Genomic DNA, 14347 nt, shown 5'->3' with positions numbered 1-14347 from the left:
TTATCAGTTTATTATTTATATGCTTGGTGAATGTACTTTGCATATTTTTCTTGGTGCTTTCTATCTCCTGTTTTGTAAAATTTTACTGCTTGATTTACCCTCATAAAAAAATGATTGATATCAATAATTTGTAAGATTCCGCTTCTAAATAAATCATCTCTAACTGGTCCTTTTACGCCTGCAAAATAAAATTTTACCTTTTTCTTTTTATAGAATTTTATTCGTTCTTTTAAAATTTCTACACCTGTACTATCTACTCTATTGATGCTTTCTGCGTCTAAAACTATTAACCTTAAATCATCACCTTTCTTATCTGCTAAATCATCTAGTTTTTCTCTAAAGTAACTTGAATTGGCATAAAATAATTGTGCATCAAAACGAAAAACTAGAATATCATTTTCTATAATTACTTCTTCAAATCTATTTTTATTTCGATAAAAGTTAGAATCTGGTACTTTACCTAATTCTGTAACATAGGGTCTTGAGGTTCTAAAAATCAACACAATTAAAGATAAGCCTACACCAACAATTATTCCATATTCTATCCCGAAAATTAAGGTTGATATGAATGTAGCTAACATCAACCAAAAATCAAGTTTATTGGCTTTCCATAAAAATGATGCTTCTTTAAAGTTTATTAACCCAAATACAGCTACAATGATAATTGCTGCTAAAACTGTTTTGGGTAAATGGTAAAATAATGGTGTTAAAAATAATAGAGTTAAAATTACCATAATTACAGAAATCAGGGCTGCCATTCCTGTTCTACCTCCACTTTCTTGATTGATAGCTGATCTTGAAAAACTTGATGTTGATGGATATGCTTTAAATAATGAGCCTACAATATTACTTAATCCTAAAGCTATTAATTCTTGATTGGGTCTAATTCTATATTCGTCTTGTTTTGCTTCTAACGATTTACCAATAGAAATCGTTTCTAAATAACCAACCATTACTAATGTTAATGCTATTGGCAGTAATTCTCTTATTTGATCTAAATCGAATGTAGGTAAGGCAAATTTTGGTAATCCTGAAGGAATATCTTTAACAATAGCAACATCATTAAAGCTGTTTCCAAAATACTTCATAATTAAAATACCAAGAATTACTACTATTAATGCATTTGGAATTTTTTTGTTGATTCTTCTAAAAATGATGATGACAACTACTGAAATTAAACCAATTTTTGTGGTGTGATTGTTATAATCTGTTATCTGCAACCATATATCCTCTAAAACATATTGTATCTGATCGCTTTGCACAAAATCTACTCCAAATAAATTTCTGAATTGATTTAGACCAATAATCAATGCAACTGCTGACGTAAACCCGGTAATTACAGGTTTAGACAAGAAATTAACGATAAAGCCTAAACTGAATATTCCTAAAATAAATTGAATAGTTCCAACCATTAACGCTAATAAAATAGCAATTGCTATATAACTTTCTGAACCAGCTAAAGCCAATGTAGAAACTCCTGTTGCAACAATTAAAGAATCCATAGCAACTGGGCCAATTGCAACCTGTCTTGAAGACCCAAAAATAGCATACATAATTTGTGGTACTAATGCACAATACAAACCATAAATAGGTGGTAAACCTGCAATTAAAGCGTAGGCAATACCTTGTGGAATTAAAATAATACCAACTGTTATACCTGCAACTAAATCTCCTTTAAATAGCGATGTATTATAGTTGGGTAACCACTCTAATATTGGTAATACTTTTTTTATGTTCATTTATTTTTTGCTTTATGCCATTTACCTTTTGCTGTTTACCAAAAGTTAACTGCTTATAGCTTTTAAAATAGTTCTCCTTGATTTCTACCTTTTGTTTTTCCTAAATGCTTATAAGCCAATTCTGTGACTTCTCTACCTCTTGGAGTTCGCATAATAAATCCTTGTTGAATTAAAAAAGGTTCGTATACTTCTTCAATCGTTTCTGTATTTTCAGAAACTGCTGTTGCAATTGTACTAATTCCTACAGGACCTCCTTTGAATTTATCGATTATGGTCTCTAAAATTTTGTTATCCATTTCATCTAAACCATGTGCATCAACATTTAATGCTTTTAAAGCATATTTTGCAATTTGTATTGTTATTGTTCCATCTCCTTTAATTTGCGCAAAATCTCGAACTCTTCTTAATAAAGCGTTTGCAATTCTTGGTGTCCCTCTACTTCTTCCAGCAATTTCAATTGCAGCTTCCATAGAAATTGGGACTCCTAAAATATTAGAACTTCTTTGAATAATTGTAGTTAATAATTCTGTGGAATAATAATGTAATCGACTGCTAATTCCAAAACGAGCTCTCATTGGTGCTGTTAATAAGCCAGAACGAGTTGTTGCACCTATTAAAGTAAAAGGCTCTAAATTGATTTGAACTGTTCTTGCATTTGGACCAGATTCAATCATAATATCAATCTTGTAATCTTCCATAGCAGAATACAAATACTCTTCTACAATTGGGCTTAATCTATGTATTTCATCAATAAATAAAACATCACGTTCATCTAAATTGGTAAGTAAACCAGCTAAATCTCCAGGTTTGTCTAAAACTGGACCAGAAGTTACTTTTATACCAACTTGTAATTCATTTGCTAAAATGTGTGCAAGTGTTGTTTTACCTAATCCTGGAGGTCCGTGAAACAGAGTATGATCTAATGCTTCTCCTCTTTGGTTAGCTGCTTCAACAAATATTTTTAAATTTTCAAGAGCTTGATCTTGCCCAGTAAAATCATCAAAAGATAATGGTCTTAACTTCTTTTCAACATCTAATTCTTCATTAGAATAATTGGTGCTTTCTGGATTTAGATGTTCGTTCATATAAACAAAGATAAAAAGAAAAAGTAGTCTGTGTAAATCAAAAAATCCTTTCCAAATTTGGAAAGGATTTTATCTTATTATTTTATAATTTCATTGTTATGAAGGCTCTTCACCATCTAACAAAGGTGTTGTTTGTAAAACAAAATCTTGACCATGTAAATAATCACTATCATCATCATTAGGATCTACACGTTTACTATAATCATAAGCCCATCTGTGTACTTCAGGTATTTTTCCTGGCCAGTTTCCATGAATGTGTTCTACAGGAGTTGTCCACTCAATAGTATTTGAATTCCATGGGTTTTGTGTTGCTTTTCTTCCTCTGTAAATAGAAATAAAGAAGTTAGCTAAAAATATAATTTGTGCTAAACCACCTACTAAAGCAAATATGGTGATTACAACATTTACATCTGCTAAATCATCAAACATTGGAAAAGCTGTATTAGAATAGTATCTTCTTGGTAAACCTGCTAAACCAATAAAATGCATTGGCCAAAATACTCCGTAAGCACAAACAATAGTTATCCAAAAATGCCAATACCCTAGTGTTTTGTTCATCATTCTTCCATACATTTTAGGAAACCAATGATAAATACCTGCATACATTCCAAAAATAGCTGAAACACCCATTACTAAATGGAAGTGAGCAACTACAAAATAAGTATCGTGTATTGCAATATCTAAAGCTGAATCTCCTAAAACCAATCCTGTTAAACCACCTGTTACAAATGTAGAAACCAATCCTATTGAAAATAACATTGCTGGATTCAATTGGAGGTTTCCTTTCCACAAAGTGGTGATATAGTTAAATGCTTTCACAGCAGAAGGAATTGCAATTAATAATGTTGTGAATGTAAATACTGACCCTAAAAACGGATTCATCCCAGAGATAAACATGTGATGCCCCCATACAATTGTAGATAAGAATGCAATTGCCATAATTGACATTACCATCGCTCTATACCCAAAAATCGGTTTTCTAGAATGTGTTGATATAATTTCTGATGTTATACCTAATGCTGGTAGTAATACAATATATACTTCTGGGTGACCTAAAAACCAAAATAGGTGTTCAAACAATACTGGTGATCCTCCTTGATAATGTAAAACTTCTCCTGATATAAATATATCTGATAGGTAAAATGATGTACCAAAACTTCTATCAAATATTAATAACAAAGCAGCAGATAATAAAACTGGAAAAGAAACCACACCAATAATTGCAGTAATAAAGAAAGCCCACATTGTTAGAGGCAATCTTGTCATTTTCATTCCTTTTGTTCTTAAATTGAAAATGGTAACAATATAGTTTAACGAACCAATTAAAGATGATGCAATAAAGATAGCCATTGAAACTAACCATAATGTCATACCTGTTCCAGAACCTGGTATTGCCTGTGGCAATGCAGATAATGGAGGATAAATTGTCCATCCTGCAGATGCTGGTCCAGCTTCAACAAATAAAGAAATAACCATTACTACTGATGATATAAAAAATAACCAGTAAGAGATCATGTTCAGAAATCCTGAAGCCATATCTCTAGCTCCTATTTGCAATGGAATTAATAAATTTGAAAAAGTACCACTTAACCCTGCTGTTAATACAAAAAATACCATTATTGTACCATGTATGGTAACCAATGCCAGATACATATCAGGATTCATAACCCCATCTGTTTGATGTGGTCCTAAAAATGCCTCTATAATTGAAAATGATTTTTCTGGCCAAGCTAATTGTAAACGGAATAACATAGACATAAACACACCTATGATACCCATAAACATACCTGTTATTAGAAACTGTTTAGAGATCATCTTATGATCTTGGCTAAATATATATTTTGTTACAAATGTTTCTTTATGATGATGTTCTGACATAATCTTATTTTATTTGTAGTGTATTATAATTTTTTATTCTTTTATTACTGATGCTAAAGTTGGTTGTTTCGCAATCCACTTGTCATATTCTTCTTGCTCTACAACAGTAATTTTCATCTGCATGTTATAATGAGAAGCTCCACAGATTTTATTACATAACAGTAGGTAGTCAAATTCGTAAAGTTCTTCTCCTTTAGCTGCTCTTACTTTATTTATTCTCTTGGTTTTGGCTCTAACTTCAGATTGTTGTCTCATTTCTTCTGTTGTGTATTTTGGAGTAAATCCAAATTCAGTAACCATACCTGGTACACAATTCATTTGAGCTCTAAAGTGGGGCATATAAGCTGAATGTAATACATCTTGAGAACGGAATTTAAAATGTATTTTTCTTCCTTTAGGCAAATATAATTCTGTTACTTGAATATCATCTTGAGAGTTTTTATCTGACATATCAACTCCCATTGTATTTATTCCTTTAATGTAATTTACATTACCTAGACCTAAAGTTTTATCTTCTCCTGCATAGCGTGCATCCCACCTAAACTGTTGAGAATATACTTCTATCACAATCGGATCTTCTAATTCAGATAAATCCATTACATTATTCCACTGCCATAAACCATAGCCAATTAGCCCTACAAGAACAATAGCAGGAGTAACTGTCCATATTAATTCTAATTGATGGCTATCTGCATAAAATTTTGCTTTGTTATTTTTATTTCCTCTATATTTAAATGTAAAATAGAAAATTAAAAACTGCATTATAAACTGAACAATACCTATTAACCAAAATGTAATGTTAAATAATCTATCATCATGTTCTCCTTCTATTGAAGCAGATTCAGGAAGCATAACTACGTTAAGAGCTATTAAACAATAAATCATTATAGCATAAAAGAATACCATAAAATAAATTGCATATTTACCCTGCTTGGCGTTGTCTTTATCATTTGCAATATCACCTCTAAAATTTAAAATTCTAGTAATCTGCCAAAAACTTACACCTATTGCAACACCTATAAAAATATAAAATAGAGCTAGCATATATCTTTTCTTATTTGTTTAAATCTTTTCTTAATTAATGATGATCTTCTGAACCTTCTCCTCTGTGTTCAATATTATAATAGTGAAAATGCTCACTCTCTTCTAAAAATGGATTTCCTTTTGGTACTGGACTCGCTTTTTCGAAAGCACTAAAAACTGTATAAATAAAAATTCCTAAAAAGAATAACAATCCTCCTAATTCAGGCAAACCAAATGCTCCTTGACCACCAACTGTACCTGGCATTACCATAACATAAATATCTATGTAATGACCACCTAGAATTACCAAACCTCCAATAATCACAAACCAAGGGATACTTTTAAAATCACTATTAATTAATAATAATATTGGGAATACAAAGTTCATTACTAACATTGATAAAAATGGTAATTTGTATTCATTAAATCTTGCTGCAAAATAGGTAGTTTCTTCTGGAATATTTGCATACCAGATTAACATGAATTGAGCAAACCATAAGTATGTCCAGAATACAGAAAAGCCGAACATAAATTTTGCTAAATCATGTATATGACTATCATTTACACCTGGTAAAGCCCCTTTAGAACGTAAATAGATTGTTACAAAAGCAATTACTGTTAAAGCACTTACCAATAAACTTGCTAAAACGTACCAGCCAAATAATGTAGAGAACCAGTGAGGATCTAATCCCATAATCCAATCCCAAGACATCATAGTTTCAGTTAGCATAAATACAACCAGAAATATAACTGATGCATTGTAGTTTTTCTTATAGGTTTTATAACCATCGTTAGCAGTATCTTCTGCTATTGAATTCTTTCTTATAAACCATCTGTACGCATTCCAAAGTAACAAATAAACTATACCTCTAATTGTCCATCCAGGAATATTAATCCACCAAGATTTGCCATCAACTATGGCATCATAATTATCACTTGTAGGATCAAAAGTACCCTCTGCCATCCATGAAAACATATGATTCCAATGGAATACTGATGCAGATAAAATTACCAATACCATGATGATAGAAGTTGGTACTAAATTCGCAGTAATGGCTTCCATGACTCTAAATAAAACAACAGACCAACCAGATTGTGCTACTCTTTGAGCCGCATAAAATGCTAAAACAAGTAAAGAAATTCCTAAAAAGAAGAATAAAGCAACGTAAAATGCAGACCAAGGTCTATTTTTTAATTGATGATATACATGCTCTGCATGCTTATCAGTTGAATTAGCATCATGACCATGTACTTCTTTGTTTGCATGTTTTTGTTCATGATTATCTTTATTATCATGATTAGCAGTATCATGACTATCTCCATGTGAAGCTTGATGTGCCATCATTTCTTTAGCTTCTTCTAAAGAACTTGGCGCACTTAAAAAGCCATAACCAATACCTAATGCACCTACAACAATAAGTATAAGTGATGCTATTTTTAATTTACTTGAGAATTGATACATATCTTTCGTATTCTTCTTTTTGTAATTATTTTACTAAATCTGAACGTAATTTTTCAACGTAATGTGCAATCTGCCAACGTTCTTTGTACGTTAATTGAGATGAGTGTGAACCCATTAAATTTTTACCATGCATAATCACATGATAAATTGTACCCGAGTTTATATCTCTATCTGCATAACTTGGTATTCCTAAAAACTTTTCAGTTACTGCTAGGTGTCCTTTACCATCTCCTTTTTTTCCATGACAAGAAGTACAGTAAATCGTGTACATTGCCTTACCATTTTCTAAATTTTCTTCTGTTGCTTCTAAAGGATTTTTTAATTCAGCTTTAGATTTTTCATAACCATCTGGTGTATCAGGAATATCATAAGCTGGATGACCACCTCTAGGAATAGTACCTGCAACAGGTTTACTATTTACAGGTTTATTATTTAAACCATCTGCATCATCTACATCATAAGGTACAGATACATACATATCTGGCATGTACTGTAACTGACGCTTTCTTTTATCATTACAAGAAGAAATAACACTTGCAAAGATTACTAAAACGATAATTAATTTTAAATTTTTCATTATCTATTTATTAGTGCTTATCTACTACATTAATTTCTACAGCCCCTGTTTTAGTAAGTAGAGTCGTTAATTCTTCTACTGCACTTTCTTTTACAGGAATCTCCATTAAAAAATGGTCATCTGTAGTTCTAGGATCTGGATTTTCTGCCTCTTTAAATGGCCATATTCTACTTCTCATATAAAAAGTAATTACCATTAAGTGTGCTGCAAAAAACACTGTCAATTCAAATAGAATTGGTACAAAAGCTGGCATATTTTCAATCCAAGAAAAACTTGGTTTCCCTCCAATATCTTGTGGCCAATCTTGAATCATCATATAATTTGTCATCCAAATTGCTATAGACAAACCAGTAATACCATACATAAAAGCAGTAATCGCTAATCTTGTAGGTGCAATTCCCATAGCTTTGTCTAAACCGTGTACAGGAAAGGGACAAAATACTTCTTCTATATGATGATGTTCTTCTTTAACCGCTTTTACAGCATCTAAAAGCACTTCGTCATCATTATATAATGCATGTATAACTTTAGATGATTCCATATTTATTTTTTATCTTTTTTGTCAGTAGAATCTACTTCAATAATTTTCTTTTCTGCTAAAACTACAGTTGGTTTAGTAGGTATTCCTTGTTCCCTTCTCTTTTTATAACCTTCACCAGAAGATTTTAAAATAGTTTTCATTTCTGCAATTGGAATTACTGGAAAAGTTCTTGCATACAATAAGAATAACACAAAGAAGAAACCTATCGTTCCAATAAATATTCCAACATCTACAAATGTAGGTTCAAAACGCCACCAAGTTGAAGGTAAATGACCTTTACTTAAAACAATTGCAATAATATCAAAACGTTCGAACCACATACCTATATTTATAACAATCGATATAATGAAAGACCAAATAAAACTTCTTCTAATCTTCTTAATCCAAAGTAATTGTGGAGTAAATATGTTACATATTAGTAAAGACCAAAATGCCCATCCATAAGGACCAGTTTCAGCTCCTATAGACAAATACGTATAATATTCGTAAGGCGAACCTGTGTACCAAGCTATAAAGAATTCTGTTGCATACGCTACTGCTACAATTCCACCAGTTAATATAATTACAATATTCATATATTCAATATGCATACGTGTAATGTAAGCTTCCATATTGGTTACTTTTCTCATTATTCCTAATAAGGTTTGTACCATTGCAAATCCTGAAAAAATTGCCCCTGCTACAAAATAAGGAGGGAATATTGTAGAGTGCCAACCTGGATTGATAGATGTAGCAAAGTCAAAAGATACAATTGTATGTACAGAAAGTACTAATGGTGTTGCTAAACCTGCTAATACCAAAGATACTTCTTCGAAACGTTGCCAATCTTTAGCTCTTCCACTCCAACCAAAACTAACTAAAGCATAAATTTTCTTTTGAAATGGTTTAACTGCTCTATCTCTTATGGTTGCAAAGTCTGGTAACAAACCTGTCCACCAAAATACTAGTGATACAGATAAGTACGTAGAAATTGCAAATACGTCCCAAAGTAATGGAGAATTAAAGTTTACCCATAAAGAACCAAATTGATTTGGAATTGGTAGTACCCAGTATCCATTCCAAGGACGCCCCATGTGAATAATTGGAAACAATCCTGCTTGAAAAACCGCAAAAATTGTCATGGCTTCAGCAGAACGGTTAATTGCCATTCTCCACTTTTGACGGAATAATAAAAGTACTGCCGAGATTAATGTCCCTGCATGACCAATACCTACCCACCATACAAAGTTAGTAATATCCCAAGCCCAACCAATGTTCTTGCTTAATCCCCAAACTCCAATACCAGTTCCTACTGTGTAAAAGATACATCCAAATCCCCAAAGCATTGCTGCTAAAGAAATATAAAATGCCATGTACCAATTCTTATTTGCTTTACCTTCTATTGGCCTAGCAATGTCTTCGGTAATATCGTGATAACTTTTATCACCTAATACTAAAGGTTCCCTTATGGGTGCTTCGTAATGAGACATATTTTATATCTTAAATTTAATTACGCTTCGTTTGTATTTTTAATTTTTACTTGATAGATTACATTTGGTTTTGTCTGTAAGTAATCTAATACATTATAAGCTCTTTTATCTTCAACTAACGCTGTAACTTTATCTTCTTTATTGTTAATATCACCAAAAACTAAAGCTCCAGTTGTACAAGCTGATGAACAAGCTGTTTCAAATTCATCTGTATTTACAGCTCTTCCTTCTCTTTTTGCTTTTAATATTGTTGCTTGTGTCATTTGAATACACATAGAGCATTTTTCCATAACTCCTCTAGAACGTACAGTAACATCTGGATTTAATACCATTTTACCATATTCGTTGTTCATATTAAAGTCAAACTCTTCATTATTTGCATAATTGAACCAATTAAACCTACGAACTCTATAAGGACAGTTGTTTGCACAATATCTTGTACCCACACATCTGTTGTATGCCATTTGGTTTTGACCTTGACGTCCATGAGAGGTTGCTGCTACTGGACATACAGTCTCACATGGAGCATGGTTACAATGTTGACACATCATTGGTTGGAAAGTAACTTCAGGATTTTCAGCTTCAGTTTCTAAAGCTTTATACATATCTCCTCTTCCTAAACCTAACTCTTTAGCATCTTCTCTTGTTTCTACTTCTGATGAGTAATATCTATCAATACGCAACCAGTGCATATCTCTACCTACTCTTACTTCTTTTTTACCAACAACAGGAACATTATTTTCTGCATGACAAGCAATCACACAAGCACCACAACCTGTACAAGAAGTTAAATCTATTGATAAGTTAAAGTGATGCCCCATATCTCTGTTATGTTCATCCCAAATATCAATAGTATTTGCTTCTACTTCTTGGTGATCATATGATACATAAGCTGGCTTATTCCATCCATGGTGATGATCTTTTGGAGCTACTGTATTATATTCCTTTAGAGAAGCTACTTTTAAAATATCATGACGCCCTGCAATTGTTTTTTGTACTTGAGTACAAGCAAACTCGTGAGTTCCAGAAACTTTTTCTATTGAAACATTATATTGAATATTGTTCATGTTTGCATATAAAGGATATGCATTAACACCAACTTGCATTTCTTCTTTTAATCCGAAAGTTTTTCCAAAACCTAATGCTAAACCAATAGAACCTTTTGCTTGCCCTGGTTGAATCATTACAGGAACAACTACTTCTTGACCATTAACAGAAACTTTTGCATAATCTCCATTAATAGCTCCATTATCTTTTACTGGATTAGAAAAATCTAATTCTTTAGCATCAGCCATAGAAATTGTCAAATAATTATCCCAAGAAGCTCTCGTTATTGGATCAGGAAATTCTTGTAACCAAGGGTTATTTGCTTGTTTACCATCACCTAAACCAGTTTTGGTATATAAATTCAATTCAAAAGCTGAAGCTTTGGTTGCTCTTACTAATTGAGATGCAACATTTGCTATTAATACTGATTCTTGTGTTTCAGTATTAGTTTCAATTGTAGCGTTTGTAATTTCTTTTTTATAAAAACCGTTATGTAAAGCTGTATTCCAAGAACCACCATTTAAAACAGTATTGGTAGCATAAGTTTTTAAATATTCATAGTAATCAGTTGAATTTCCTGTTAAGTTTAACAGTACATCTTGAAACTGACGTGTATTAAATAATGGCTGAATAGTTGGTTGTGCTAAACCATAAGTAACTTCATCAAATTGTGTATCTCCCCAAGATTCTAAAAAGTGTGGAGTTGGTAATGCATATTCCATAGCATCAACACTAGCATTATTATCTGTTGACAACGCTACTTTTAAACTCACTTTTTTTAATCCTTCTGAAAAATCAGCTGTATTTGGTAAGGTATAAACTGGATCTATGTTGTAAGTTAATAAACCACCAACTTTACCAGCTTTCATATCTTTTACCAACTGTATTACTTCTGCATCATTTCCTTGACGAATATTTAAAGTATTATCGGTATCTATAATTTCGCTATTTAAAGCTTTATTAATTGCTAATGCTACTAATTGAGAATTTTTATCATTCAAACCTGTTAAAACAACACCTTTAGAACCCGCTTTTTTGAGTTCAGTTGCTAGTTTCTTGATTTCAGCATCTACAGGTGTAACTTTAGAAGAAACACTTTCTCCTGTGATTGCTTTATATAAATTTAATAAAGCATAAACTTGATTTGAAGGCTTTACAACAACTCTTTTATCTGAATTTGCTCCAGTTAAAGACATGTTACTCTCAAACTGAACATGGTAAGACATGTTGCCAGTTTCTGGTTTTCTACCATTGATGTAAGATTTTTCAAAACCACCATGGAAATCACCCAAGAAATCAGCACCAAAAGAAACTATTGTTTTCGCTTTATCTAAATGATAATTTGGCAACGCACGTTTACCATGCATTGCTTGCATTGCTTCTAATACTCCGTTTTCTGAAACAGCATCATAAATTACATGCTTTACATTTGGATATGCAGAGACAAACTCTTCAATAATTTTATGTGTAGAGGGGCTTGCTAAAGTTCCTGTAAGTAATACAACAGGCTTGTTTGCATTTTTTAGAGAAACTAATGCTTTTTTAATTTCATCTTCAGCTTGATTCCAACCAATAACTTCATTATTCTTTGTTGGCTCCTTTAAACGTAAATTTTCGTCGTATAAAGATAAAACAGCTGCTTGTACTCTCGCACTTGTAGTACCATTCGCCTCTTTATTTGGCATGATTTGAATTGGACGTCCTTCTCTTGTTTTTACTAAAATATTAGCAAAATCATAACCATCTGCCATAGAAGAAGCATACCAATCTGCAACACCAGGAATAGTATCATTTGGCTTTACAACATAAGGAATAGACTTTTTAACAGGTCCTTCACATGCAGCTAGGGAAGCTGCTGCAGTTGTAAATCCAACATATTTCAAGAAATCTCTACGAGTAGTAGAAGAATTTTCTAATGTTTCTTTATCTCCTAAAAACTTATCTGTAGCTATCTCTTCTACAAATTCGTTTTTACTTAACGTTTCAACAATAGGACTATCTTTTAGTTCCTCAACACTTTTCCAGTATTTTTTGTTTGAAGCCATTTATATTAGTTATTAGTAGTTAATTGTTGCTTTTTAGCTGTTACTAAAAAAACAACACCACAATTCTTCATTTTAATAGTGACATTTACCACACTCTAAACCTCCTAGCTGAGCTATAGTAACTTTATCTACATTATATTTTTTAGCCAATTCTTTATGAATTTTATCATAATAATCGTTGCCTTTTAAATCTACATTTGTTTCTCTATGACAATTGATACACCAACCCATTGTTAATGGTGAGTACTGACGCATTTCATCCATTTCTTCAACTGGTCCATGACATTTTTGACATTTTAAACCTGCTACTGTAACGTGTTGTGAGTGGTTAAAATACGCAAAATCTGGCAAGTTGTGAATTCTAATCCACTTTATTGGCTGTGTTTCTCCAGTATATTCTAAAGTTTCAGGATTCCAACCAGCAGCTTTATAGATTTTTGCTATTTCTTTATCTAATTCTGCCTTACCATAAGTCATTCCATCCCACTCAACTTTTGTACCTTCTGCAACTTCTGCTATATTTTTATGACAATTCATACAGACATTCACAGACGGAATACCTGAATGCTTGCTGTGTTTTGCAGATGAGTGGCAATATTGACACTCAATTTTATTTTCTCCTGCATGAATTTTGTGTGAAAATGCAATTGGTTGTAATGGCGTATATCCTTCATCAACACCTACTTTAAATATTATTCCAAAAACAACATAAGCTCCTATCAATAATAGAAATATTGTAGACGATACTTTTAAAAATGTATTTCTTTTGATTCCCTCCCAGAGTTCATGTAAATCTCTTTTAAGATTAGAAGTTGTTTCTGGTGAGGTATTTCCTTTTAATTCGTTTACTTGTTTTAATAAACTTGCAATCATTAAGAAAGCAACTACAATTGCTCCAGCTAAAAACCATATAATCCATTTTGGAGTATTATCTCCTCCATCAGGATTTGAAGGCGGAATAGGTCCAACAACCTTTTTTTCTAACTCTCCAACAGTGGTATAATATAAAATATCATCAATTTGCTGGTCACTTAATTGTGGAAAGGCAGACATTACTGAACCATTGTATTCTTCGAAAATAGCAATAGCATCCCTATCACCAGAGGCTCTTAATTCTGCATTATTTTTTATCCAAGCTTTTAACCAATCGTTTTCTCTTCTTTGTTCTATACCACCAAGAGCAGGACCAATTAACTTTTTATCAAGTTTATGACATGAAGCACATAGAGACTTAAATATTTTTCTTCCTTCTTTTTGACGTGCTTCATCCACTTCTTGTGAAGTAGTTGATAAGCTGAATGCAAAAAACAGAATGAATGTAAAACTCTTTAGAAGTACTTTAGCAAGTTTACTGTGTAAGGCTACACTTTTCATATTTACAAACTATTTTTAGTATTGTGTATAAAATAGCTCAAAAAACGGTTTTTGAACAGTTGCACAAAAGTACTACATATTGCTAAATTTTTAAAAGCTATTAGAAT

10 protein-coding genes are annotated in these 14347 nt (G+C 32.0%); all 10 read right to left on the bottom strand.

The window, feature by feature from the left end:
• Positions 1–11: 11 nt before the first annotated feature.
• The 10 genes from BTO18_RS14645 to BTO18_RS14600 all read right to left on the bottom strand — a co-directional run bounded on the left by BTO18_RS14645 (position 12) and on the right by BTO18_RS14600 (position 14240).
• Positions 12–1739 (bottom strand): SulP family inorganic anion transporter, encoded by a 1728-nt coding sequence (locus BTO18_RS14645; protein WP_105016940.1) that lies wholly within the window; start codon positions 1737–1739, stop codon positions 12–14.
• Between the two features lie 62 nt (positions 1740–1801).
• A complete protein-coding gene (gene ruvB / locus BTO18_RS14640; RefSeq protein WP_105016939.1) occupies positions 1802–2824 on the bottom strand; it encodes a Holliday junction branch migration DNA helicase RuvB in 1023 nt (340 codons plus the stop codon).
• A gap of 96 nt (positions 2825–2920) precedes the next feature.
• Positions 2921–4702: a cytochrome c oxidase subunit I gene (locus BTO18_RS14635; RefSeq protein WP_105016938.1), complete on the bottom strand. Its 1782-nt coding sequence runs from the start codon at positions 4700–4702 to the stop codon at positions 2921–2923.
• 33 nt (positions 4703–4735) lie between these two features.
• Positions 4736–5746 (bottom strand): cytochrome c oxidase subunit II, encoded by a 1011-nt coding sequence (locus BTO18_RS14630; RefSeq protein WP_105016937.1) that lies wholly within the window; start codon positions 5744–5746, stop codon positions 4736–4738.
• A 34-nt stretch (positions 5747–5780) separates the two neighbouring features.
• A complete protein-coding gene (locus BTO18_RS14625; RefSeq protein ID WP_105016936.1) occupies positions 5781–7187 on the bottom strand; it encodes a quinol:cytochrome C oxidoreductase in 1407 nt (468 codons plus the stop codon).
• A gap of 25 nt (positions 7188–7212) precedes the next feature.
• The gene (locus BTO18_RS14620; RefSeq protein WP_211295611.1) at positions 7213–7764 is read right to left on the bottom strand and encodes a c-type cytochrome; all 552 of its coding nucleotides are present in this window, start codon (positions 7762–7764) and stop codon (positions 7213–7215) included.
• A 10-nt stretch (positions 7765–7774) separates the two neighbouring features.
• The gene (locus tag BTO18_RS14615) at positions 7775–8305 is read right to left on the bottom strand and encodes a DUF3341 domain-containing protein (RefSeq protein WP_105016935.1); all 531 of its coding nucleotides are present in this window, start codon (positions 8303–8305) and stop codon (positions 7775–7777) included.
• Between the two features lie 2 nt (positions 8306–8307).
• Complete coding sequence (gene nrfD, locus BTO18_RS14610; RefSeq protein ID WP_105016934.1) at positions 8308–9774, bottom strand: NrfD/PsrC family molybdoenzyme membrane anchor subunit; 1467 nt, start codon at positions 9772–9774, stop codon at positions 8308–8310.
• Positions 9775–9794: 20 nt separating this feature from the next.
• The gene (locus tag BTO18_RS14605) at positions 9795–12866 is read right to left on the bottom strand and encodes a TAT-variant-translocated molybdopterin oxidoreductase (RefSeq protein WP_105016933.1); all 3072 of its coding nucleotides are present in this window, start codon (positions 12864–12866) and stop codon (positions 9795–9797) included.
• Between the two features lie 72 nt (positions 12867–12938).
• Entirely contained in the window at positions 12939–14240 is a 1302-nt protein-coding gene (locus tag BTO18_RS14600) for a c-type cytochrome (protein ID WP_105016932.1), read from the bottom strand.
• Between the last annotated feature and the right edge of the window lie 107 nt (positions 14241–14347).

This window comes from Polaribacter porphyrae (assembly GCF_002954685.1).
Taxonomy (GTDB): domain Bacteria; phylum Bacteroidota; class Bacteroidia; order Flavobacteriales; family Flavobacteriaceae; genus Polaribacter; species Polaribacter porphyrae.
Note: the sequence above shows the minus strand (reverse complement) of the source record. Positions and strands in the feature narration are given on the sequence as shown.

What these genes read in the sequence shown, in the direction of transcription:
- BTO18_RS14615 (WP_105016935.1), bottom strand. Translation starts at nt 8,305, where the DNA reads ATGGAATCATCTAAAGTTATACATGCATTATATAATGATGACGAAGTG.
- BTO18_RS14620 (WP_211295611.1), bottom strand. Translation starts at nt 7,764, where the DNA reads ATGAAAAATTTAAAATTAATTATCGTTTTAGTAATCTTTGCAAGTGTT.
- BTO18_RS14645 (WP_105016940.1), bottom strand. Translation starts at nt 1,739, where the DNA reads ATGAACATAAAAAAAGTATTACCAATATTAGAGTGGTTACCCAACTAT.
- BTO18_RS14625 (WP_105016936.1), bottom strand. Translation starts at nt 7,187, where the DNA reads ATGTATCAATTCTCAAGTAAATTAAAAATAGCATCACTTATACTTATT.
- ruvB (WP_105016939.1), bottom strand. Translation starts at nt 2,824, where the DNA reads ATGAACGAACATCTAAATCCAGAAAGCACCAATTATTCTAATGAAGAA.
- BTO18_RS14630 (WP_105016937.1), bottom strand. Translation starts at nt 5,746, where the DNA reads ATGCTAGCTCTATTTTATATTTTTATAGGTGTTGCAATAGGTGTAAGT.
- BTO18_RS14600 (WP_105016932.1), bottom strand. Translation starts at nt 14,240, where the DNA reads ATGAAAAGTGTAGCCTTACACAGTAAACTTGCTAAAGTACTTCTAAAG.
- BTO18_RS14605 (WP_105016933.1), bottom strand. Translation starts at nt 12,866, where the DNA reads ATGGCTTCAAACAAAAAATACTGGAAAAGTGTTGAGGAACTAAAAGAT.
- nrfD (WP_105016934.1), bottom strand. Translation starts at nt 9,774, where the DNA reads ATGTCTCATTACGAAGCACCCATAAGGGAACCTTTAGTATTAGGTGAT.
- BTO18_RS14635 (WP_105016938.1), bottom strand. Translation starts at nt 4,702, where the DNA reads ATGTCAGAACATCATCATAAAGAAACATTTGTAACAAAATATATATTT.